This is a genomic window from Paraplanobispora siamensis, assembly GCF_016863175.1.
GTDB classification, from domain to species: Bacteria; Actinomycetota; Actinomycetes; order Streptosporangiales; family Streptosporangiaceae; genus Planobispora; species Planobispora siamensis.
Window position 1 is genome coordinate 50,917 of sequence record NZ_BOOJ01000046.1, and the last position, 18,941, is coordinate 69,857.

An 18,941-nucleotide genomic window follows, 5' to 3' on the forward strand; every position below is an offset into this window, starting at 1 on the left:
CCCTCCTCTCCCGCGAGAGCGGGGGCCGGGGAGGGCGGCGGTTTTCCGGTGTTTTGCCAACCGGGCGTGTGTCGGGCCCTCGGGCATTACCGGGCGGTTCATAACGTCCTGATCATGACCGTTAGAGGTGTTCTCGCGTCCCTGGCCGCCGGGACCTGTGCCCTGCCGGTACTGCTCGTGGCCCAGCCCGCCGCCGCGGGCAGCCCGGTGATCCGCTCGATCACCCTGCGCCCGGCCGAACCGGTGGTCCGTCCCGACAACGCCGTACGGCTGGTGATCGACGTGGTCGCCCGGGGGGTGTCCGGCCCCGACGGGGTGACGGTCCGGGTCGAGCCCGGTGCGGCGCCCCATTCCCAGCCCCCGCCCGTGCCCGAACCCGGCCCGGTCCCGCCGCCGGCCCCGTCCTCGGGGACCGACCCCTCACTGTGGTCTCCCGGCGCGGAGCCGTCCGTACCGGAGGGGGACGCCTCGTCCGAGGAGGTGCCCTCTCCCTCGGCGGAGGCCTCGTCCGGAGGGACGAGCGCTCCCGTGGTCGAGCCGACCGTGCCCGAGACGCCCGTCCCGTCCGCGGGGGCGCCCTCTCCGGGAGGCACTCCGGCGCAGAGCCCTCCCGCGCGCGTCGGGCAGGACTGGGAGACCTGGCGGTTCCTGCCGGAGAAGCGGCTGAACCGGTGGTACCCGGCCGGCCGGTGGACGATCACGGCCGTCGCCAGGAGCGCGGACGGCACGGTGGCCGTCAAGCACCTCGAGTTCCGGCTGAGGCGGGAGACCGTGTTCAGGGCGGTCGAAGCGGTCAAGGAGGATGGGGCCGTGGCGGTCAGGGGCGTGCTGAACCGGGTGGACCCGCAGGGCTATCTGGACTACGCCCCGTTCGCCGAGCAGCCGGTGGACATCCTCTACCGCCGGGAGGAGACGGACCGCTGGGAGAGAGTCTCCTCGGCGAAAACGGACAGCATGGGATATTTCTCCAGGAAAGTACGAGACCACCGTCGTGGGGACTGGCGGGTCCGCTTTCCTGGGACGCCGCGATTCGCTCCGGGTCTGAGCCGGATCATCGAAATCGGCAAAAGCGACAATCAGTAGTTAACGGGAACGAATGCCCTTGATTGTTTCCGAACTGCAATAGATTCGTCTTTTCCCAAGAGCAACTTTTCTCTACCTTGAAGCGTCTTTGACGGTAGGCGCATCCTGTCCCGGGGTGCGCTTCTTCACGGGGAGAGGAAGTTTCCATATGATGCGACGCCTTGCCACCGCACTGGCAGCGGCGACCATGAGCGCCTCCGCGCTCGCGGTCGTCGTTCCGGCACAGGCCGCGTCCGCCGCCGTGGCCGAGCCGCGCCACGACGAGACCACCCGGATCGCCGGCTTCCACGCCGACCCCAACCCGGTCCGCAAGCACCACCGCATCTCGCTGAAGGGCCAGCTCCAGGTCGAGAACGAGTGCAGCCCCTCCGAGCGCGGCAAGGGAGCCGACTACGCGACCTCCCACGTTCCGTGTGACGAGCGCACGCGGCGCGACTGGACCGGCGAGGCCGCGGGGCAGAAGATCGTCGTACTGTTCCGTGCCGCGGGCCGGCACAAGTGGCACTACGTCGACACGATCGGCACCGGTCGTGACGGGCGCTTCTACACCGAGGTCCCGGCTTACACCACCGGTACCTTCCGCGTCATCTTCGAGGGCGCCAGGGGCCTGGCTCCCGCGGAGGCCAGGGACTGGGTGAAGGTCTACGGCCGCCGCTGACGCGGCGGGCCGGTGATCCGGCACCTGCGACCGCCCGGTGTCCCCTCGGGGACGCCGGGCGGTTCCTTTTCCCGCACTGCGCCTTCCCCGTGCCTTCCCGCGGCCGCCGTACCGCCGCGGAGCTCATCGGAGGCGTCACTGCAGGGCCCGCACCGCCGCGCCGAACAGCGCGGGCACGCGGTACGCGGCCGGGACGATCAGCCGGGCCGTCGCGGGGTGGCGCCGGGCCGACAGGAGCGCGCCGGTGAGCAGCCGGTGCCGCCGCGACAGCCGCGCCCAGGCCGACTCGTAGGCCTGCGGGGTACCCGTCCGCAGGCAGCCGACCAGGGCCCGTGCCGACTGCAGCGCCAGCGAGATCCCCTCACCGGTGAGCGCGTCGACGTACCCGGCCGCGTCGCCGACCAGCAGCACCCGCCCGGCGACCCGGGAGCGGACCCGCTGACGCAGCGGACCGGCGCCGCGCACCCGGGTCGCGGCGGATCCGCCGAGCCGTTCCGCGAGTGAGGGGAAGGCCGCCAGCCGTTCGGGGAAGGCGCCGCGCCGCGAGGTCAGCACCGCCACCCCCACCAGGTTCTCGCCCACCGGGGTCACGTACGCCTCGCCGTCGGCCGCCCAGTGGACCTCCACGAAGTCGGTCCAGGGGGCGATCGGGTAGTGCTGCCGCAGGCCGTACCGGCGCGGCCCGCGACCGGGCAGCTCCAGCCCGAGCAGGGCCCGCACCGGCGAGTGCAGGCCGTCGGCGGCCACCAGCCAGCGGGCGGTGAACCCGGCCGCCTCGACGCCGTCGGTGCGCTGCCGTACCTCCGACACCCTGCCGGGCACGACCCGCACGCCCAGCTCCGCCGCGCGCCGTGACAGCGCGGCGTGCAGCACGGTACGGCGCACGCCCAGCCCGTGGCCGCCGCGGAAGTCGGCCTGCGCCTCGTGGCGCCCGTCCAGGTAGCGGATCCCGCGCAGCGGCCGGCCCTCCGCCTCGACGCCCAGCTCCCGCAGCGCGGCGGCCCCGGTGGGCATCAGGCCCTCCCCGCAGGCCTTGTCCACCGGCCCGGGCCGGGGCTCGACCACCACCGCCTCCATCCCGGCCGCCGCCGCGTGGATGGCCGTGGCCAGGCCCGCCGGTCCGCCGCCGGCGACCAGAACGTCGATCACGCCGGTTCACCGCCGGCCGGCCCGCCGGTCACGCCGGTCACGCCGGGGCCCGTCCCGGCGCCGGGACGAGCGAGGCCAGCGCCGCGTCCTCGCACCGGATCCTGACCACCATCAGGACGGCGTTGCAGACGGTGAAGACCACGGCGGTGACCCACGCGCCGTGGACCAGGGGCAGCGCGAAGCCCTCCGCCGCCACGGCGACGTAGTTCGGGTGGGGCAGCCAGGACAGCCGGTAGGGGCCGCCGGTCACCCGCGGCAGGCCGGGCACCACGACCACCTGGGTGTTCCACTGCCGGCCCAGCGTGGTGATGCACCACCAGCGCAGTCCCTGGGCGGCGATCACCAGGGCGAGCATGGGCCAGCCCAGCGCCGGGATGAAGGGCCGCCCGGCCAGGTACACCTCCGCCAGGCAGCCCGCCAGCAGGCCCGTGTGCAGCAGGACCATCCACGGATAGTGCCCGCGGCCGGAGACCACGCCGCCGCGGGCCAGGCTCCAGCTCATGTTGCGCCGGGCGACGACCAGTTCGGCCAGGCGTTCCACGGCGACCAGTAAGACGAGGACCAGGTACCAGGACGTCGAGGACATCGGACCCCTACCAGCGCAGCAGGACGAGTTCGGAACAGAAGCCCGGGCCCATCGCGATGAGCAGGCCCGGTGTGCCCGGCGGGGGCCGCAGGGCGAGGGTGTCCCGCAGGACGTGCAGCACCGAGGAGGACGACAGATTGCCGACCTCGGCCAGCGAGCGCCAGGTGACGTCCAGCGCGCCGGGCGGCAGCCGCAGGGCCTCGGAGACGGCCTCCAGCACCTTCGGCCCGCCGGGGTGGCACACCCAGGCGGTGACCTCCTCGGCGGTCAGCCCGTGGTCGGCCAGGAAGCCGTGCACGTCATCGGCGAGATAGGTGCGCACGACGTCCGGGACGCTCGCGTCGAGCACCACCCGGAAGCCGGTGTCGCCGACGTCCCAGCCCATCACCCCCTCCGAGCCGGGGTAGAGATGACTGCGGGTGGCCAGCACGGCGGGTCCCGCCCCGTCCGGGCGACGCCCGTCGCCGCCGTCGCCGTTGTCGCCGTCACCGCCGTCGCCACGCAGGACCTCGTCGCCGCACAGGACCACCGCGGCCGCGCCGTCGCCGAACAGCGCGCCGGCCACCATGTTGGCGACGGAGGAGTCCTCGCGCTGCAGGGTCAGCGAGCACAGCTCGACCGAGAGCAGCACGGCCACCTGGTCCGGCCAGCCGCGCAGATAGTCGTGGACCCGGGCGATCCCGGCGGCGCCCGCCACGCATCCGAGGCCGAACACCGGTATCCGCTTGACGTCGGGGCGCAGCCCGATCCGGCCGGCCACCCGCGCCTCGATCGAGGGCGCCGCGATCCCGGTCACCGACGTGAACATGATCATGTCCACGTCCCGCGGCGTGAGCCCGGCCTCCTCCAGCGCGCCGCAGACCGCCTCCGCCCCCAGTTCGACGGCGGTCTCGATGAACGCGTCGTTGGCCGCGCCGAGGCCGTCGAGCTTGTCGTACCGGTCGAGCGGCAGGCTCAGATGGCGGTGCCCGACCTTCGCGCCCGCGTACAGACGGTCGAGCAGCCCCCGGCTCGCGCCCTCCGGCAGGCACATCCGGGCGAACGCGTCCGCGATCTCACCCTGGGAGTAACGGTACGGCGGAAGCGCACCCCGGACCGCGGCGATACGGCTCAATCTGAACACTCCTGGCTCCATCTGAACGCCCGCGAGTCCCGGTCACCCGAACCTCCCGGCCCACAGGCCACCCGAACACCCCGCTCCCTGCCCACCCACCCCGCTGTCATGCCTGCACCATCCGCCGCCCCGGATTCCCCCAGGTCTGCCATTCACTCCACCCGCCCCGAGTCCTCGGCCGCCGTACGGCGGGGGACCGATTCCCGCGGGGAGTTCTAAGATCGGTCCCGTGACGACGAGCGGACAGTCCCGGCACGTCCACCGGCGCGGCCCGGCGGCGCTGGCGGGACTGGCGCGGGCCTGCCACCCCGGGCCGACCGCCGCGGTCACGCTCCTGACGACGGCGCTGGCCGTGGCGAGCGGGCGTGACGCCGCCGGATGCGCGCTGGTGGCGGCGGCCGTACTCGCCGGTCAGCTGTCCATCGGCTGGTGCAACGACGCCGTGGACGCCGGGCGTGACGCCGCGGCGGGACGGCGGGACAAGCCGATCGTCAGCGGCGAGGTGAGCGTCCGGACCGTACGGATCGCCGCGATCGTCGCCCTCGCGCTGTGCGTGCCGCTCTCCCTGGCCTCCGGGGTGCTCGCCGGGACCGCCCACCTCGTCGGCGTCGCCGCGGCCTGGGCCTACGACCTCGGAGTGAAGGCCACGGCGCTGTCCTGGATCCCGTACGCCGTGGGGTTCGGGTCGCTGCCCGCGTTCGTCGCGCTCGGGCTGCCCGGCCATCCGTGGCCCGCCTGGTGGGCCGTCCTGGCCGGGGCGCTGCTCGGCTGCGGCGCCCACCTGGCCAACGTCCTGCCCGACATCTCCGACGACCTGGCCACCGGCGTACGCGGATGGCCGCAACGACTCGGGCCCGCCCGCGTCCGCGCGCTCATCCCGCTCCCGCTGCTGCTGGCGACCGGCCTGCTCGTCCTCGCCCCGCCCGGCCCGCCCGCCGCCGGCGCCTGGGCCGCTCTCGGCGCGGCCTGCGTGTTCGCGGGCGCCGGTCTCGTCCTGGGAGGCCGCTCGCCGCGCGTCCCCTTCGTGGCGGCCATCGCCGTGGCGGCGGTCGACGTCGTTCTCCTGCTCGCCCAGGGCATCGGCATCACCGCTCCCTGACCCGGCGCGTCGCGGTGCCGTACGGGAAGATTCAGGGTGTTTCAGCTGTTCAGACCCTCCGGGGCTGATTAATTCGGTTGCGTGGACACCACGCATCTGGCGTTATTGGTCCCGTTCACAGCTTGATCTACCGGAGGGAGGCGACGCGGAGATGACGTACAACGAGGTGATGGGTGGCCGGGCGCCAATCCGCATGTGGGCCGACCCCGCGGAGGTCGAGCCGAACGTCGTGCAGCAGCTGCGCAACGTCTCCAACCTGCCGTGGGTGCACGGGGTCGCGGTGATGCCGGACGTGCATCACGGCAAGGGCGCCACGGTCGGTTCGGTCATCGCCATGCGGGACGCGGTCTCGCCGGCGGCGGTGGGCGTCGACATCGGTTGCGGGATGACCGCGGTGAAGACCTCCTGCAAGGTCGACAGCCTGCCCGACAACCTGGCGTACCTGCGCTCCAAGCTGGAGCAGGCGGTCCCGGTCGGGTTCGGGCACCACAAGCGTCCGGTCGACCCGACCAGGCTGCACGGCTTCAAGACCGCCGACTGGGCGGAATTCTGGAAGGACTTCGACGGCCTGGCCTCGTCCGTGCGCCCGAAGAGGGAGCGCGCCGAGGTGCAGATGGGCACGCTCGGGGGCGGCAACCACTTCCTCGAGGTCTGCGCCGACGACGAGGGCGTGGTCTGGGTGGTGCTCCACTCCGGGTCGCGCAACATCGGCAAGGAACTCGCCGAGCACCACATCGAGGAGGCGCGGCGCCTGCCGCACAACCAGGACCTGCCGGACCGGGATCTCGCGGTGTTCGTCGGGGGCACGCCGCAGATGGACGCCTACCGCAGGGACCTGTTCTGGGCGCAGGACTACGCACGCCGTAACCGGGCGGTCATGATGGCCCTGGTCTGCGACGTGCTCCGGCGCCACCTGCCCGGCATCACCTTCGAGCAGCCGATCTCCTGCCACCACAACTACGTGGCCGAGGAGCGGTACGACGACGTGGATGTGCTCGTCACCCGCAAGGGCGCGATCCGCGCGGGATCCGGCGAGTTCGGAATCATCCCCGGCTCGATGGCGACCGGCACCTACATTGTGAAGGGCCTGGGGAACGCCGCGGCGTTCAACTCGGCCTCGCACGGTGCCGGTCGCCGGATGAGCAGGAACAAGGCCAAGAAGACCTTCACCCTGGAGGACTTCAAGGCCCAGACCATGGGCGTGGAGTGCCGCAAGGACACCGGAGTGATCGACGAGATCCCCGCCGCCTACAAGGACATCGAGTCGGTCATGGCCGCCCAGACCGACCTGGTCCAGGTCGTCGCCCACCTGCGCCAGATCATCTGCATCAAGGGCTGAGACGCTCCGAGAGCCCGCACCGCAAGCGGAACCCCCGCTGACCCGCGGTGCGGGCTCTCGTCGTCTCGCACATGATCACGACAAAGCGGAGAGCAGTACGGCGATGCGTGCCGGTCGACAGCCCCACCCGTGAGACGCGTCCCCGGCAGAGCGGGTGTTGCCCACCCACGCTGCGCCGTACGGCAGAAGAAGCCAGACCGCCACGCCAGGGCGCACGTGACGAAAGGTGCTGAGGATCGATGTGTGACCGACAACCTCAACACCCTTTGCGCCCGCACCGGATGCCTATCTGGCCGAGCGGGGCTGCGCCCCTCCTGTCGCAGCCACACGCCCCGTCCGGGCGAGCAGTTCCTGACACCGATCCGCCAAAGTCCTTAGCATCCTTGGTGGTTTATTACTCTATGTGCCGTTGTGGTCGGCACGGTGCGGTCCGGTAAAGATGGTGCGGTCGTCAAGCGGATCAAGGTGAACCGCAGCGGTCAGTGGCGCGCGATATTCCCCGGTTCGGAAGGGTACGTCCGCAGCGTGTCCGACATCGGATACGTCCAGTTCAACCCGACGAGGCTCGCCGCTGTCAAGGTCCAACGAGCGGGCAAAGAGCTTCGTGTTCAAGGTCGGGTCGAGTGGCTGGGCTCGAAGTGGAACACCTGCCTGCGCCACGGTCCTGTGCTGGATCTGCACATCCAGTTCAGGGCCAAGGGTTCCGCGGTGTGGAAGGACAAAAAGCGGGTCCAGGGTTGCATTCCCTTTCACTGGTCCACGACCAAGACGAAAGAGGCCGGATCATGGCGGATCGTCTTTGACGGCGTCACGAACTACCTCCCATCGATGAGCCGGACCTTCTTCGTTAAGGCGCGATGAGCTGTTCCTCTCCAGAAAAGCGGACGGGGATCGTTTCTCGAAAGCGTTAAAGATCTGCTCAACGCGGGCTTCATGCTCATGCGGACTGCCATCAAATGGTTTGCCCGCCGATGGCGTGCGCTGGGATGCTCAGCCGAGCAGGAACGGAGAGGAGCCGTCGAATGGCCGTCACCGCATCCGGCGAGCCGTCCGGGTCCGAGCCGGAAGTCCGTACGGCGGCCGGCGTCCTCCGGGGCGGCAGGGAGGCGGGCCTGGCGGTCTTCCGCGGCGTCCCGTTCGCCGAGCCGCCGGTCGGCGCCCTCCGTTTCGCCGCGCCGCGGCCGGTGCGCGGCTGGGACGGTGTGCGCCCGGCGCTCGCGTACGGCCCGCCGCCCCCGCAGTCCGGCGTGCTCGGGATGTCCCGGGACATCCCCGGTGACGACTGGCTGACGGTCAACGTCTGGACACCGGAACCGGACCCGGCGGCGGGGTTCCCGGTGATGGTGTGGATCCCCGGCGGCGGTTACGCCATGGGCGACTCCAGCCTGCCGGAATACGACGCCGGGCACCTGGCCGGGAGCGGGGCCGTGGTGGTGACCCTCAACTACCGTCTCGGTGTCGAGGGTTTCGCGCAGATCGACGGAGCCCCGGCCAACCGGGGGCTGCTCGACCAGGTCGCGGCCCTGCGGTGGGTGCGGGACAACATCCGGGTGTTCGGCGGCGACCCGGACCGGGTCACGGTCTTCGGGCAGTCGGCGGGCGGCGGATCGGTCGCCGCGCTGCTCGCCATGCCGCGCGCCGCCGGGCTCTTCCGCCGGGCGATCGCGCAGAGCGTGCCGGGGACGTTCTTCTCTCCCGGACTGGCCGCCGACATCGCCGCGGCCTTCGCCGCCGAGCTGGGGGTACGGCCCACGGTGTCCGGCCTGTCGGCGGTGGCCCCGGCCCGGCTGCCCGCCGCGGGTGACGCGATCTTCGCCAAGGCGGCCCAGTGGCGCGAGCGCTGGGGGCAGATCGCACTCCGGCCGATCCCGTTCGCACCGGTCGTCGACGGCGACGTCCTGCCGGCGACCCCTTGGCGGGCGCTGGCCGACGGCGCCGCCCGGGACGTCGGACTCCTCGTCGGGCACGCCCGTGACGAGCACCGGTTGTTCAGCCTGATCGACGGCGTGCTCGGCCAGGTCACGCACGAGCAGACCGAGACCGCTCTGCACCTGCTCGCCCCCGGCCCGGACGGTGCGCGCCGGTACCGGGAGGCGTTCCCGGCCGCGACCGACGAGGAGCTGTACGAACTGGTCAACGCGGACTGGTTGTTCCGCATGCCGAGCCTCCACCTCGCCGACGCGCAGATCGCCGGCGGCGGCCGGGCCCACCTCTACGAACTGACCTGGCCCGCCCCGGGATCGGGCGGTGGCCTCGGCGCCTGCCACGGCCTGGACGTGCCGCTCGTCTTCGGCAACCTCGCCAGCGGCCAGCCCGCCATGCTGATCGGTGACCCGCCCTCCCCGGCGGCCGAGGAGCTGTCGGCGCGGATGCGCGGGGCATGGACGGCGTTCGCCGCTCACGGCGACCCGGGCTGGCCCCCGTACGACGCCGACAGTCGTCTCACACAGCTCCTCGACACGCCGCCGACGGTCACCGCCTACCCGGAGGAGACTTCGCGGCTGCTGTGGCAGGACCACACCTTCCCGGCGCTCCCGCTGCTCGCGCACTGAAAAGATCACGACTCCCGCAGGCTCCGGACCCGCGATCGCCGATCCGAGGATTGGGGTAGGCGTCATCGCTCGCACATCGGATTTCGGCCTTCCACACGAATTCGTGCCCGTCGACGTGCAGCTTCCGCAGTCTCGTTCTCACTCCACCGGTCCCGGTCTCACACCGAAGGGGTTGTCGATGACATACCGCCAGTGCCCATCATGCCCGCGCCGGGCGACGTCGGTGGCGGTGCCCTCGATGCGCACGGGGAGGCCGTCGGGGTCCGTGCCGTCGATGACCCAGTCGACGATCAGCAGGGCGATGTCGCCGGTGGTGTAGACGTGCCGCGGCCGGACGGTGATCGGCAGTCCGAGGCTCAGGAATCGTTCGTTGGCGGCGTGGGCCTGCTGCCCGGTCAGCGGTGAGCCCGGTTCCGGGACGAACACCGCTCCGTTCTCGTAGACCTCCGCCACCGCCTTCGCGTCACCGGTGTTGAAGCGTTCGGCGAACACCGCGGGCACGTCCTCGGGACGTTCGGCAAGCTGCCGCATCATCGATGCATGTCCTTCCGGCAGGTAGAAATCAGTCAGACGCGGCAACGCTAGGAGGCGCTCTCGTGACTCACCAAACGGTTGGTTACCCGGCCCGGCCGGGCCTGCCCGACGACCCTCGGGCGAACGTCGCCGAACCGACCCCCTCCTGCCCGGTGGAGATCGCCCTCGCGGCCCTGCACGGCCGCTGGACGACCCTGGTGATCCGCGAATTCCTGCGAGGCGACCGTACTTTCACCGAACTCCGCCAGGCCCTGCCCGCCCTGTCGGACAAGGTCCTGTCCGATCGGCTGGCGCACCTGACGGAGGCCGGTGTGCTCGAGCGCCGCCGTCAGCCCGGCTGGCCGCCCCGGGTCCACTACGCGCTCACCCCGCACGGGCGCCGTCTCGGCCCCGTCCTGCAAGCCCTGTGGGACTGGGGCGTACAGCACCGGCCACCGGTCACCGGGTGACCGGAACGCTCGGCCAGCGTTGCCGACCGGCCTGGTCGGCTCCTCGGCCCGATGGAAATCGAGGTCGTGGCCTCCACCGTGACGGTGTTCCTCGACGCCCTTCGCCGAGTGTGCCCTGGCGGCTCGGGCGGGCTCGTCTGCGGTACGGCGCAGCCCGGGTGGGCAGCAGCCGCTCTGCCGGGGACGTGCCTCACGGGTGGGCGACACCAGGCTCACCGTGCGTGAAGATCGTTGAGTTTGTGAGGCGGGTGGTGGACTGAGGATGGTGCCCGTCGTTGACGCCCGGGGCGGGGCGTGGTGGAGTGCCCCGGTGGCCGATACCGTCGACACCGCTGATACCGCCCATGCTGCCGACACCGCAGACATCCCGGCGCGGGAGGAGTTCTCCGCTCTCCTCTCGCGTGTCGATGCCGACCCGGCCGTCATCGGGATGATCCTGAGCGGGTCCCGGGCGCGGCAGGGTATGGCGACGCGGCATTCCGACTATGACGTCTACCTGGTCACCGCCGACGGCGGGCCGGTCGGTGAAGAGCGCCGCGACGTGCTGCTGGATGTCGTGACCATGTCCCTGGAGGAGTTCCGCGTCCACGCGATGCCGGGATCGGGATCGGAGTGGAACAGATACTCCTTCGTCCATGCCCGCGTCCTGAAAGACCGGCCTGACGGTCTCATCGGCGAACTCGTCTCCGCCAAGGCGACGCTGTCGGCCCACGAGGCCGGCCGGACGGCCGCGGCCGCCCTGGACGCCTTCGTCAACGGCGTCTACCGCTGGCTGAAGAACCACCGCGACGGGCGTGCCACCGAAGCCCGCCTGGACGCGGCGGAGAGCATTCCTCCGCTGCTGAGCTGTGTCTTCGCCCTCTGCGGCCGGGTCCGGCCGTACAACAGATATCTCGCCTGGGAACTGCGGAACCATCCCCTCGGGCCGCCCGCCTGGCATCACGAACGGCTGCTGCCGCTCCTGGAGGGCGTCCTGTCGCACGCCGATCCGCAGGACGCCCGCCGGCTCTTCCTGGATGTGGAACCGCTCGCACGCGCCGCCGGTCACGGTCCCGTCCTGGACGCCTGGGGTGACGACCTTCTTCTCCTTCGGAGAGAGCCCGGCTGAGCAGGGAGATCCCCGCAGACGGCCGGGAAGACGCCTGCGCCGCAGCGGCGGAGGTTCCGTCGCTGCGGCGCGGGTCTTGCGCATATGCGGTTGTGTCGGGAGCAGTCCTCGGGCGGGTCACTCCACGCCGGCGCGTTCGGTCAGCTCGCAGTTGATCCTGCTGTCCAGCGCACGGTCGTCGACGACGATGGTGTCGGCCGTGCCGGGGGCGCCGAGTCCGCTGTCGCAGTCGATCTGGGTCTCGGTGTTCCCGTCGTTGGCGAAGATCTTGTCATTGGCGGCGCCGCCCCGCATGGTGTCGCGGGCGCCGAGGCCCTTGATCTGGTTCGCCGCGAGGTCGCCGATCAGCGTGTCGCTGAAGCTGGTGCCGGTCACGTCCTCGACCTGCACGAAGTCCGCGTCGTTCTTGGCGGGACGCCCGTCGTTGGCGCCCAGGCCCAGGGTCACGTTGACCGCCTCGCCCATGCCCCGGTAGTCCGCGTGGTCCCGGGCGCCGGCGTCGCCGATCACCCGGAGCGTGCTGAGGCCGGAGTCGGCGTAGCTGAGCGCGAAGGTGTCGTCGCCGGAGCCGCCGCGGATCTCGCCGTTGAAGGTGCGCTGGACGGCGGCGCGGTCGTTGCCGGCCCCCAGGTTGAAGCGGATCTCGGTGACCGCGCTGCAGCGCGCCTGGGTCGAGTCGACGAACGTGGTGCAGCCGGCGCCGGGGGTGAGGGTCACCGAGTCGTCGACCACCACCACGCCGCCGGCCTCCTTGTTCAGCCGCAGCTGGTTGGCGTTGTCGGAGCCGGTGTAGACGAGCACGGTCCTGCCGCTCTCCACCTTGATCTCGACGGCGGAGTTGACGGCGGCCTGGCTCGGAGTGGCCAGCAGGCCCGCGCCCGCGGTGGAGGCGGCGGCCAGCAGCGCCAGGCGGGCCAGGTTCTTACGGATACGCATTGTTCTTTCCTCGGGTTGGGTTGGTCTGCGTTCAGGGACCATGACGCTCCATCGGAACGCATCATTCCGTTACCTGTCGAAAGACACACAAGCGAGCGGAACCGGATCCGGCTCCGCCGCGTCCGGCCGCCGCGGCCAGGCGGGAATGTCGGCACGGGTGGTTAACGTCCCCCCTGTGGATCAGTGGGACGAGATCAGGAATCTCATCGAGAGACGGCATGCCGACCGGCTCGCCGAACGGGTCAAGGGGCTGGACGACGAGGCCCGCAGGGAGGTCGCGGCCCGGCTGCCGGAGCTGCTGAAGGAACTGCGGGGCCGGTTCGAACGGTGGGACGACGGCCTGGTCGGTTACGCGGCCGTGCTGCGGGTGGCGGGCGCCGCGGTCCTCGGCGGCGCGGCGGCCGTGGCGTCCTGGCTGTACCGGCGTGAGTTCGCGCCGCAGTGGGCCGGCCCGGACAACGACGTGGACCTCGTCCTGGCCGTGCTCGCCGACCGGCCCGCCGGCTGGCGCGCCGACCTGGCCGAACGCCTGGTGCTGCGGATGCGGGCCTCCGACGATCGCGGCATGGCGCTCGCCCTGGCCCTGCTGCGCGAGACCGGCGTCGAACCGCCGCCGCACGATCCCCTGGTGGCCGGCTGGGCGGACCGGGGTCCCTCGCGTCTCGGCGCCGACCCGCTCCTCGACCACCTGCTGCCGCGCCTGTTCGAGGCCCAGGGCGTGGGGCGGGTGCTCCAGTGGGAGAGGGATCCGGACGCGGGCTGGCTGGGCGCGCTGCCGGCCCTGGCCGACGAGGGCCGGGTGAAGCGCGAGACGCTGATCGACGGTTGCGTGCGCCGCTTCCTGCTCGGCGGCACGGTCATCGACCTGCGGTTCTTCGTCCGCCTGCACGAGGCGCTGGACCCCTCGCCCGCGGAGACGGCTCCCCGGGCCCGCGACTATCTGAGCCTGCTGGCCGCCTCTCCCGGCCCGGTGGCCGAACCGGCCGCGAGGTGCCTGCGCGCCTGTGAGGGACTCACCGCCGACGAGCTCGCCGAGGCGTGGGAGGCGCTGCTGTTCCGTTCCGAGCGCAAGCTGGTGCGTGCCGGCCTGTCGTGGCTCGACCGTTCCGTACGGCGTGCGCCCGCGCTCGCCGACGCGGCCGCCGTGCCGCTGGCCCGCGCGTTCACCGCCGACTCCGTCGAACTGCAGGAGAAGGCCGTCGAACTGGCCGTCGCCCACGCGGCCGGCATGGGCGAGGAGGGGCGCGCCGCCGTACGGGAGGCGATCGAGCTGCTCCCGTCCCATCTGGGGCGCCGGGCCGTCGCGGCGTTCGGGGGCGGCACGGTGGCCGAGGCCGAGGCCGCGTTCGTTCCGCCGCCGCTGCCCGCCGCACCCGAGCGCGCCCGCCGCGTCGAGCCCCCGATCGAGTCCGTCGAGGAGCTCAGCCGGTCGATGGTGGACGGGGCGCGCTCCTGGCAGTCGTGGGAGCGGTTGCTGGCCGGGTTCGTCACGCTTGCCGGCCGCGACCGGGCGGGCGTGGTGGCAGTGCTGCGCCCCCGGATGTCGGAGATGCTGAAGCACCCGGTGACCTCCGACCGGTACCGCAAGGAGTCCTGGGACAGGATCGCCGAGTGGTTCTGGGGCGCCGTGCACGCCCTGACCGCGACCGCGCCTGCCCGGGAGGCCTGGCGGCGCTTCATGCCGAAGACGACCCGGGCCGCCCCGCACCTCCTCCTGCTGCACCGCGCGGCCGAGGTCCTGCGGGCCGCCGAGGAGGACACCCTGCCGCCGCTGCTGCTGGCCACGCCCACGCACGACACGGGGCACGTGACGGCGGCCGAGCTGGTCCGGCGGCTGGAGACCGTCGAGGCGGCCGGGGCGAAACCGCTGGCCGCCGACCTCCAGCAGGCGCTGCTGCGGCTGCCTCGCACTCCGGATCCCGAGGCGATGGAGCGGGCGGCCCGGCTGACGTCCCCGGCGGGCCGGATCCTCGCCGCGTGGACCTGCCCGGAGGTCGCGATCGAGCTGAAGTGGAGGTGCGGGGAACAGGGCGGCGATCACGACTGGCACAGCCGCGACCGCCATCACGACGTGCGCCTGGAGCCGACGGCCACCGCCGCGCCCACCGGCCTGCCACTGGTCGACCTGGTGCTCGGCGTCCCCCGGCACTGGGACGAGGTCCGCCACCGCGACTGGTGGCCCTCGATGCTGCCCTCGCACCGCGAGGTCGCCGCCGCCTACCTCATGCCTCATGTGCTCAGGCGCTTCTGGGACGAAACCCTTGTCGGGCCGGGACAGGCACGCGAGCTCGCCAGGGCCGAGGGCCCGGCCGGCGCGGCGTTCGCGGTGGTGCTCGCCCGTATTCTGGGTGATCCGAACATGCCCGGGTCGGTGGAGGTGCTCCTGGAGGTCGCCGCGCGGGGCGAACTGCCCGCCGACGAGATCGGCCGCCAGGCCGGGCTCCTGGTGGCCAGCGGCCAGGTCCGGATGATCGACATGATCGCCGCGCTCGACGCCGCGGCCAGGCGGGGAGCGTACGCACACGTGTGGCGGATCGCCGCTACGGCGCTGCCCGTGCTGTTGCCCGCACCGGGTGAGCGCCCGCGCAACGGACTGGCCGGGTTCGTCACGCTCGCCGCCGTGACCGCCGAGTGGTGCGGCGCGCGCGGCGAGATCCCCGAGGTGCGTGACATGGCCGCCCGCAAGGGGAACAGCGGACTGCTCCGCGAGGTCCGCCGCCTGCACGACCTGCTCACCGGCGACGGCGGAGGAACGGGCGACGGCAGCGGAACGGGCGATGGCGGAGGAACGGGCGATGGCGGAGGAACAGGCGGCACGGCCCGGACAGACGGCACCGTCGGCGCCGGCCAGGAGGGATGATCATGAAGTCCGAGCGGAACCGGCGGGGCGGGAACTGGCACTCCCGCAACGACGAGGCCCACGGCAGGCGGATGGAGATCGGCGACCTCGCCCGCGCCGCCGCCGCGCCGGGCTGGTCGCGGCTGGCCGTACGCCATGACCGGATCGGGGCGCACGCGCGGACCGTCGTCATCCGGGACGGCGAAGCGATCACCGCGGAGGGCATGGACGAGCCGTTCCGGCGCCTGCGCGAGCTGTCCTACCAGGCGGGCACCGGCACCTGGTTCACCTGCGAGCTGGAGTTCGCGCCCGGCGGCAGGGCCTACACCGGCCGGACCGACTCATACGCGCCGCCGTTCGAGGACGTGCCTCCGGCGGCGGCGCTGGCGGAGCTGACCCTCTTCCCCCGCCGGGAGCCGCCCGGCTGGCTGCTGGCCGCGCTGCCGAGCGCCGTCCCCGTCGAGCTGCCCGTCGCGTACGGCGAGCGCTACGACAGGTGGGGCAGCCACCTCGCCGAACACCTGGGCGACCATCTGCTGCGGCATCCGCTGCCGATCGCCGGGGAACTGGTCTACGTCCCGGACACGGCCATGACCGCCAGTGCGTTCGGTCAGGACCGGGAGCACGGCCGGCACATTCTCCATCTGGCGGATCAGGCCGACGAGGTCCGGGAAGAGCACCTCGCGATGGGCTGCTACAAGGGGGCCTGCTGGGTGGCCCGCCACGGCATGCGCAACACCGGCGGGGGCGTGCGCTCCATCACGCTGGACGGCGCCGTGCTCAGGCTGGAGCTGACCTGCGAGGCGGCCGACCTGCTGGAGACCGAGACCGTCTTCGAGGTCCGCCTCGACCTGCCGCCCGAGACGATCGCCGAACTGCGCACCACGGTGCCCGCCGTCCTGCGTTCCGCCGCCGGGCCGCCGGAACTGATCGGCTTCTGACGCCTGTCCGGCGGCGGTCGCCGCCGGACAGGGCCTGCCGTACCGGCTGAAGGCCGGCTCAGCAGTCGCAGATGAACCCGTACGTGCCCCAGTCCGCCTTGATGGTCAGCTGGTACTTCTTGCCGTAGAGGCCGTAGATCCCGGTGCGGAAGCTCTTGTCGGGGCCCACCTCGCCGCGGCCGACCCGCACTCCGGTCTCGCGGTCCCAGACCTCCCAGGTGGCGATGGAGGTGGTGTCGAGGCCGATCCAGACCCGGTGCAGGTCGGTCCTGGCCGGGGTGTAGCCGCTGGCGCACTTGTTGGTCCAGTAGTCCGGCCGGCACGTGTGGCGGGTCTCGGCGGAGGCGGACGGCGCGAACACCGTCGACGCGGCGAGGAGGCAGAGTGTGGCGAGGGCTGACTTCACGGAGGTGCGCATCGAATCGGTCCCCTTGATCACTGTTTGGGCGGAGTCAGTATGTCAGTCAACATGACCCCATAAGGCCCAATTTCAGAGGATTTCAGTGGGTGAGACCGGGGCTCTCCTCCCGGCCGAAGGTGATCACGATGTCCCTGCCGTTGGCGTAACTGACCACGGGCCGCTGGAGCATGTCACCCACCCTGCGGGCGACCGCCTGGAACAGCTCCACCGTCTCCGGGGTCTCGGCGGTCACCCTGAAGCGCCCCTCGGCGACCAGCGTCTCGGCGACGAGCGGGGAGAAGTTCGCCTCGCCCCGGGCCCTCTCGTCCGCGCTGAGCGGGGTGCGCCGGGGCGCGGGCCGGGGACCGGGAGGGTGGATGGTCATGGGTGATCTCCTCTGATCGTCGTTCACATAGGATGCCATCCGCGACCCGGCGTCCCTCCGAGGTGAGGAGAACCATCGATGGCGGCTGAAGAACCCCCGGAGACCGAGTTCCCCAGCAGGATCGGCAGGCCGGCGCAGCGGGCGCTGGCCCTCAACGGCTACACGCGGTTCGAGCAGCTGACGCGGACCACTCCCGCCGAGCTCCTCAAGCTCCACGGCATGGGGAAGAAGGGCGTCGCGATCCTGCGCGAGGAGCTCGCGGCCAGGGGTATGTCGTTCGCCGGCGAATCCTGACCGGGGGAGGCGCCGCCCGTTCCGGGTGGCCTATTCCGGGTGGTCGACGACGATCACGACGTTTCCCGTCTTCTGGCCGGTCTCGACATACCGGTGGGCCTCGACTATCTCGTCCAGCGGATAACGCCGGTCGATGACCGGCCTGAACTGGCCGGACTCGATCAGCTCCTTGAAGTGCCGCGCCATCTCCGGGCCGTTCCGCGGAAATGGGAAAACGACCCTCCTGCCGCGGAGAATGGGAGTGAGGAGAACCAGGAAAAGATTCTGCGCCATGGGCCCCAGCTCGGACGAGACGTAAATCCCGCGCGGTTTCAGCAGCCGTTTGCATCGGCCGAAGGTGCTCTTGCCGACCGCGTCGATGACGACGTCGTACTCCTGCTCGTCCTTCGTGAAGTCCCCGGCTGTGTAGTCGACGACCCGGTCGGCGCCCAGGCCCGTGACCAGCCCGACGTCCTTGGTGGCGCAGACCGCGGTCACCGCGGCGCCCCTGCTCTTCAGGAGCTGGACCGCCGCGGAGCCGATGCCCCCGGTCGCGCCGTAGACGAGGACGCTCTGCCCGCTGCGGACCTTCGCCGTCCTGATCATCGCGAGGGCGTACTGCGCGCCCTCGGTGCTGGGCGCGGCCTCCTCGTAGGTCAGGCCCGCCGGCATGGCCGCGAGCATGCCGTCCCGGTGGATCGCCATGTACTGGGCGTGGGCCCCGAAGCCGCGGTCGTTGTATCCGAACACCCTGTCACCGGTCCTGAAGGACGTGACTCCGGCGCCCACCGCCTCGATCTCTCCGGCGAACTCGGTCCCGATGATCCTTGCCCTGGGCCGGATGAGCCCGGTGGAAAGCCTCCAGAAGAAGGGCTTGGCCGCCCGCAGCGCGCAGTCCGTGCGGTTGACCGTCGTCGCGTGGATCTTGACGAGAATTTCGTCATCCTTGATGGCCGGTTTCTCCGCCTCCGAGAGGCCTATCACTTCCGGCGGGCCATATCTGCTGCGGACTGCGGCCTTCATGATTGGATTGTAGCCACCTTACGGTGGCCCGCTTCGATTTTCCTTTTCGCCGGTCCGCGTCCGAATACGGCCGGAAATCGGCATGGGACATCCGCGGACGAGCCCGGTTCATTCCGAGCGCAGGGCCGAGGCGTAGGCGCTCAGAGCCTCGTGGCGGCGCTGCAGCTCGGCGATGTCCCGGGCCAGGCGCGAGCGGTGGGAGTCCAGCATGTCGATGTAGCCGGCGCAGCCGGACGGCCCCGGCCCGTTCTCGGCGCACGGCAGGAAGCCGCGGATCGTCTCGGTGGGCAGGCCCGCCGCCAGCAGCTCGCGGATGCGCCCGACCCGTTCGACGGCTTCGGGCCGGTAGCGGCGGTAACCGTTGCCGTCCCGTTCCGGATGGAGCAGACCCTGCTCCTCGTAGTACCGGAGCAGGCGGGTGCTCACACCGGTCCGCCGGGACAGCTCACCGATCCACATCGCATTCCCTCCCA

At 71.8% G+C, this 18,941-nt stretch carries 20 protein-coding genes; 11 read left to right on the plus strand and 9 right to left on the minus strand.

Going from position 1 to position 18,941, the window contains the following annotated elements; translation table 11 throughout:
- Positions 1-114: 114 nt before the first annotated feature.
- Positions 115-1,083, plus strand: a complete 969-nt coding sequence (locus Psi01_RS26715) for a hypothetical protein (RefSeq protein WP_204066866.1) — start codon at positions 115-117, stop codon at positions 1,081-1,083.
- A 148-nt stretch (positions 1,084-1,231) separates the two neighbouring features.
- On the plus strand, positions 1,232-1,741 hold the full coding sequence (locus Psi01_RS26720; RefSeq protein WP_204066867.1) for a hypothetical protein: 510 nt from the start codon (positions 1,232-1,234) through the stop codon (positions 1,739-1,741).
- A gap of 135 nt (positions 1,742-1,876) precedes the next feature.
- Here Psi01_RS26720 and Psi01_RS26725 read toward each other — a convergent pair whose 3' ends face one another.
- The 3 genes from Psi01_RS26725 to Psi01_RS26735 are packed head-to-tail and all read right to left on the minus strand — an operon-like array spanning position 1,877 to position 4,590.
- On the minus strand, positions 1,877-2,890 hold the full coding sequence (locus Psi01_RS26725) for an NAD(P)/FAD-dependent oxidoreductase (protein WP_204066868.1): 1,014 nt from the start codon (positions 2,888-2,890) through the stop codon (positions 1,877-1,879).
- 37 nt (positions 2,891-2,927) lie between these two features.
- Complete coding sequence (locus tag Psi01_RS26730) at positions 2,928-3,476, minus strand: isoprenylcysteine carboxyl methyltransferase family protein (protein WP_204066869.1); 549 nt, start codon at positions 3,474-3,476, stop codon at positions 2,928-2,930.
- Between the two features lie 7 nt (positions 3,477-3,483).
- Positions 3,484-4,590, minus strand: a complete 1,107-nt coding sequence (locus Psi01_RS26735) for a type III polyketide synthase (RefSeq protein ID WP_204066870.1) — start codon at positions 4,588-4,590, stop codon at positions 3,484-3,486.
- A 229-nt stretch (positions 4,591-4,819) separates the two neighbouring features.
- Here Psi01_RS26735 and Psi01_RS26740 point away from each other — a divergent pair, with 229 nt between their 5' ends.
- From Psi01_RS26740 to Psi01_RS26755, 4 genes are all read left to right on the plus strand, one after another.
- A complete protein-coding gene (locus Psi01_RS26740; RefSeq protein ID WP_239128039.1) occupies positions 4,820-5,689 on the plus strand; it encodes a UbiA family prenyltransferase in 870 nt (289 codons plus the stop codon).
- A 151-nt stretch (positions 5,690-5,840) separates the two neighbouring features.
- The gene (locus Psi01_RS26745) at positions 5,841-7,028 is read left to right on the plus strand and encodes an RtcB family protein (RefSeq protein WP_204066871.1); all 1,188 of its coding nucleotides are present in this window, start codon (positions 5,841-5,843) and stop codon (positions 7,026-7,028) included.
- 411 nt (positions 7,029-7,439) lie between these two features.
- On the plus strand, positions 7,440-7,889 hold the full coding sequence (locus Psi01_RS26750; RefSeq protein WP_204066872.1) for a hypothetical protein: 450 nt from the start codon (positions 7,440-7,442) through the stop codon (positions 7,887-7,889).
- Between the two features lie 161 nt (positions 7,890-8,050).
- Positions 8,051-9,580, plus strand: a complete 1,530-nt coding sequence (locus tag Psi01_RS26755) for a carboxylesterase/lipase family protein (protein ID WP_204066873.1) — start codon at positions 8,051-8,053, stop codon at positions 9,578-9,580.
- A gap of 138 nt (positions 9,581-9,718) precedes the next feature.
- On the opposite strand, the gene Psi01_RS26760 is transcribed toward Psi01_RS26755, so the two are convergent.
- The gene (locus tag Psi01_RS26760) at positions 9,719-10,114 is read right to left on the minus strand and encodes a YybH family protein (RefSeq protein WP_204066874.1); all 396 of its coding nucleotides are present in this window, start codon (positions 10,112-10,114) and stop codon (positions 9,719-9,721) included.
- A gap of 62 nt (positions 10,115-10,176) precedes the next feature.
- Here Psi01_RS26760 and Psi01_RS26765 point away from each other — a divergent pair, with 62 nt between their 5' ends.
- Together Psi01_RS26765 and Psi01_RS26770 are read left to right on the plus strand one after the other, a co-directional pair.
- Complete coding sequence (locus Psi01_RS26765) at positions 10,177-10,563, plus strand: winged helix-turn-helix transcriptional regulator (protein WP_204066875.1); 387 nt, start codon at positions 10,177-10,179, stop codon at positions 10,561-10,563.
- 262 nt (positions 10,564-10,825) lie between these two features.
- On the plus strand, positions 10,826-11,671 hold the full coding sequence (locus Psi01_RS26770) for a nucleotidyltransferase domain-containing protein (protein ID WP_204066876.1): 846 nt from the start codon (positions 10,826-10,828) through the stop codon (positions 11,669-11,671).
- A 117-nt stretch (positions 11,672-11,788) separates the two neighbouring features.
- Here Psi01_RS26770 and Psi01_RS26775 read toward each other — a convergent pair whose 3' ends face one another.
- Positions 11,789-12,607, minus strand: a complete 819-nt coding sequence (locus tag Psi01_RS26775; RefSeq protein WP_204066877.1) for a hypothetical protein — start codon at positions 12,605-12,607, stop codon at positions 11,789-11,791.
- A gap of 175 nt (positions 12,608-12,782) precedes the next feature.
- Here Psi01_RS26775 and Psi01_RS26780 point away from each other — a divergent pair, with 175 nt between their 5' ends.
- Both Psi01_RS26780 and Psi01_RS26785 read left to right on the plus strand, forming a co-directional pair.
- Positions 12,783-15,467 (plus strand): DUF7824 domain-containing protein, encoded by a 2,685-nt coding sequence (locus Psi01_RS26780; RefSeq protein WP_204066878.1) that lies wholly within the window; start codon positions 12,783-12,785, stop codon positions 15,465-15,467.
- A 2-nt stretch (positions 15,468-15,469) separates the two neighbouring features.
- Positions 15,470-16,387: an Imm10 family immunity protein gene (locus tag Psi01_RS26785; protein WP_204066879.1), complete on the plus strand. Its 918-nt coding sequence runs from the start codon at positions 15,470-15,472 to the stop codon at positions 16,385-16,387.
- Positions 16,388-16,445: 58 nt separating this feature from the next.
- Here Psi01_RS26785 and Psi01_RS26790 read toward each other — a convergent pair whose 3' ends face one another.
- Both Psi01_RS26790 and Psi01_RS26795 read right to left on the minus strand, forming a co-directional pair.
- A complete protein-coding gene (locus tag Psi01_RS26790; RefSeq protein ID WP_204066880.1) occupies positions 16,446-16,805 on the minus strand; it encodes a hypothetical protein in 360 nt (119 codons plus the stop codon).
- Between the two features lie 82 nt (positions 16,806-16,887).
- Positions 16,888-17,172 (minus strand): hypothetical protein, encoded by a 285-nt coding sequence (locus Psi01_RS26795; RefSeq protein WP_204066881.1) that lies wholly within the window; start codon positions 17,170-17,172, stop codon positions 16,888-16,890.
- Positions 17,173-17,250: 78 nt separating this feature from the next.
- Between Psi01_RS26795 and Psi01_RS26800 the strand changes: the two genes are divergently transcribed.
- On the plus strand, positions 17,251-17,466 hold the full coding sequence (locus tag Psi01_RS26800; protein WP_204066882.1) for a helix-hairpin-helix domain-containing protein: 216 nt from the start codon (positions 17,251-17,253) through the stop codon (positions 17,464-17,466).
- A 30-nt stretch (positions 17,467-17,496) separates the two neighbouring features.
- Here the strand turns inward: Psi01_RS26800 and Psi01_RS26805 are convergent, their stop codons facing one another.
- Positions 17,497-18,468: an NAD(P)-dependent alcohol dehydrogenase gene (locus Psi01_RS26805; RefSeq protein ID WP_204066883.1), complete on the minus strand. Its 972-nt coding sequence runs from the start codon at positions 18,466-18,468 to the stop codon at positions 17,497-17,499.
- A gap of 108 nt (positions 18,469-18,576) precedes the next feature.
- Positions 18,577-18,927 (minus strand): MerR family transcriptional regulator, encoded by a 351-nt coding sequence (locus tag Psi01_RS26810; protein WP_204066884.1) that lies wholly within the window; start codon positions 18,925-18,927, stop codon positions 18,577-18,579.
- Positions 18,928-18,941: the final 14 nt, after the last annotated feature.

Bases quoted from the DNA above. Each gene is read 5' to 3' on its own strand.
- Psi01_RS26745 (WP_204066871.1), top strand. From the start codon at position 5,841: ATGACGTACAACGAGGTGATGGGTGGCCGGGCGCCAATCCGCATGTGG.
- Psi01_RS26795 (WP_204066881.1), bottom strand. From the start codon at position 17,172: ATGACCATCCACCCTCCCGGTCCCCGGCCCGCGCCCCGGCGCACCCCG.
- Psi01_RS26720 (WP_204066867.1), top strand. From the start codon at position 1,232: ATGATGCGACGCCTTGCCACCGCACTGGCAGCGGCGACCATGAGCGCC.
- Psi01_RS26810 (WP_204066884.1), bottom strand. From the start codon at position 18,927: ATGTGGATCGGTGAGCTGTCCCGGCGGACCGGTGTGAGCACCCGCCTG.
- Psi01_RS26730 (WP_204066869.1), bottom strand. From the start codon at position 3,476: ATGTCCTCGACGTCCTGGTACCTGGTCCTCGTCTTACTGGTCGCCGTG.
- Psi01_RS26800 (WP_204066882.1), top strand. From the start codon at position 17,251: ATGGCGGCTGAAGAACCCCCGGAGACCGAGTTCCCCAGCAGGATCGGC.
- Psi01_RS26775 (WP_204066877.1), bottom strand. From the start codon at position 12,607: ATGCGTATCCGTAAGAACCTGGCCCGCCTGGCGCTGCTGGCCGCCGCC.
- Psi01_RS26785 (WP_204066879.1), top strand. From the start codon at position 15,470: ATGAAGTCCGAGCGGAACCGGCGGGGCGGGAACTGGCACTCCCGCAAC.
- Psi01_RS26770 (WP_204066876.1), top strand. From the start codon at position 10,826: ATGGTGCCCGTCGTTGACGCCCGGGGCGGGGCGTGGTGGAGTGCCCCG.
- Psi01_RS26805 (WP_204066883.1), bottom strand. From the start codon at position 18,468: ATGAAGGCCGCAGTCCGCAGCAGATATGGCCCGCCGGAAGTGATAGGC.
- Psi01_RS26790 (WP_204066880.1), bottom strand. From the start codon at position 16,805: ATGCGCACCTCCGTGAAGTCAGCCCTCGCCACACTCTGCCTCCTCGCC.
- Psi01_RS26755 (WP_204066873.1), top strand. From the start codon at position 8,051: ATGGCCGTCACCGCATCCGGCGAGCCGTCCGGGTCCGAGCCGGAAGTC.
- Psi01_RS26715 (WP_204066866.1), top strand. From the start codon at position 115: ATGACCGTTAGAGGTGTTCTCGCGTCCCTGGCCGCCGGGACCTGTGCC.
- Psi01_RS26760 (WP_204066874.1), bottom strand. From the start codon at position 10,114: ATGATGCGGCAGCTTGCCGAACGTCCCGAGGACGTGCCCGCGGTGTTC.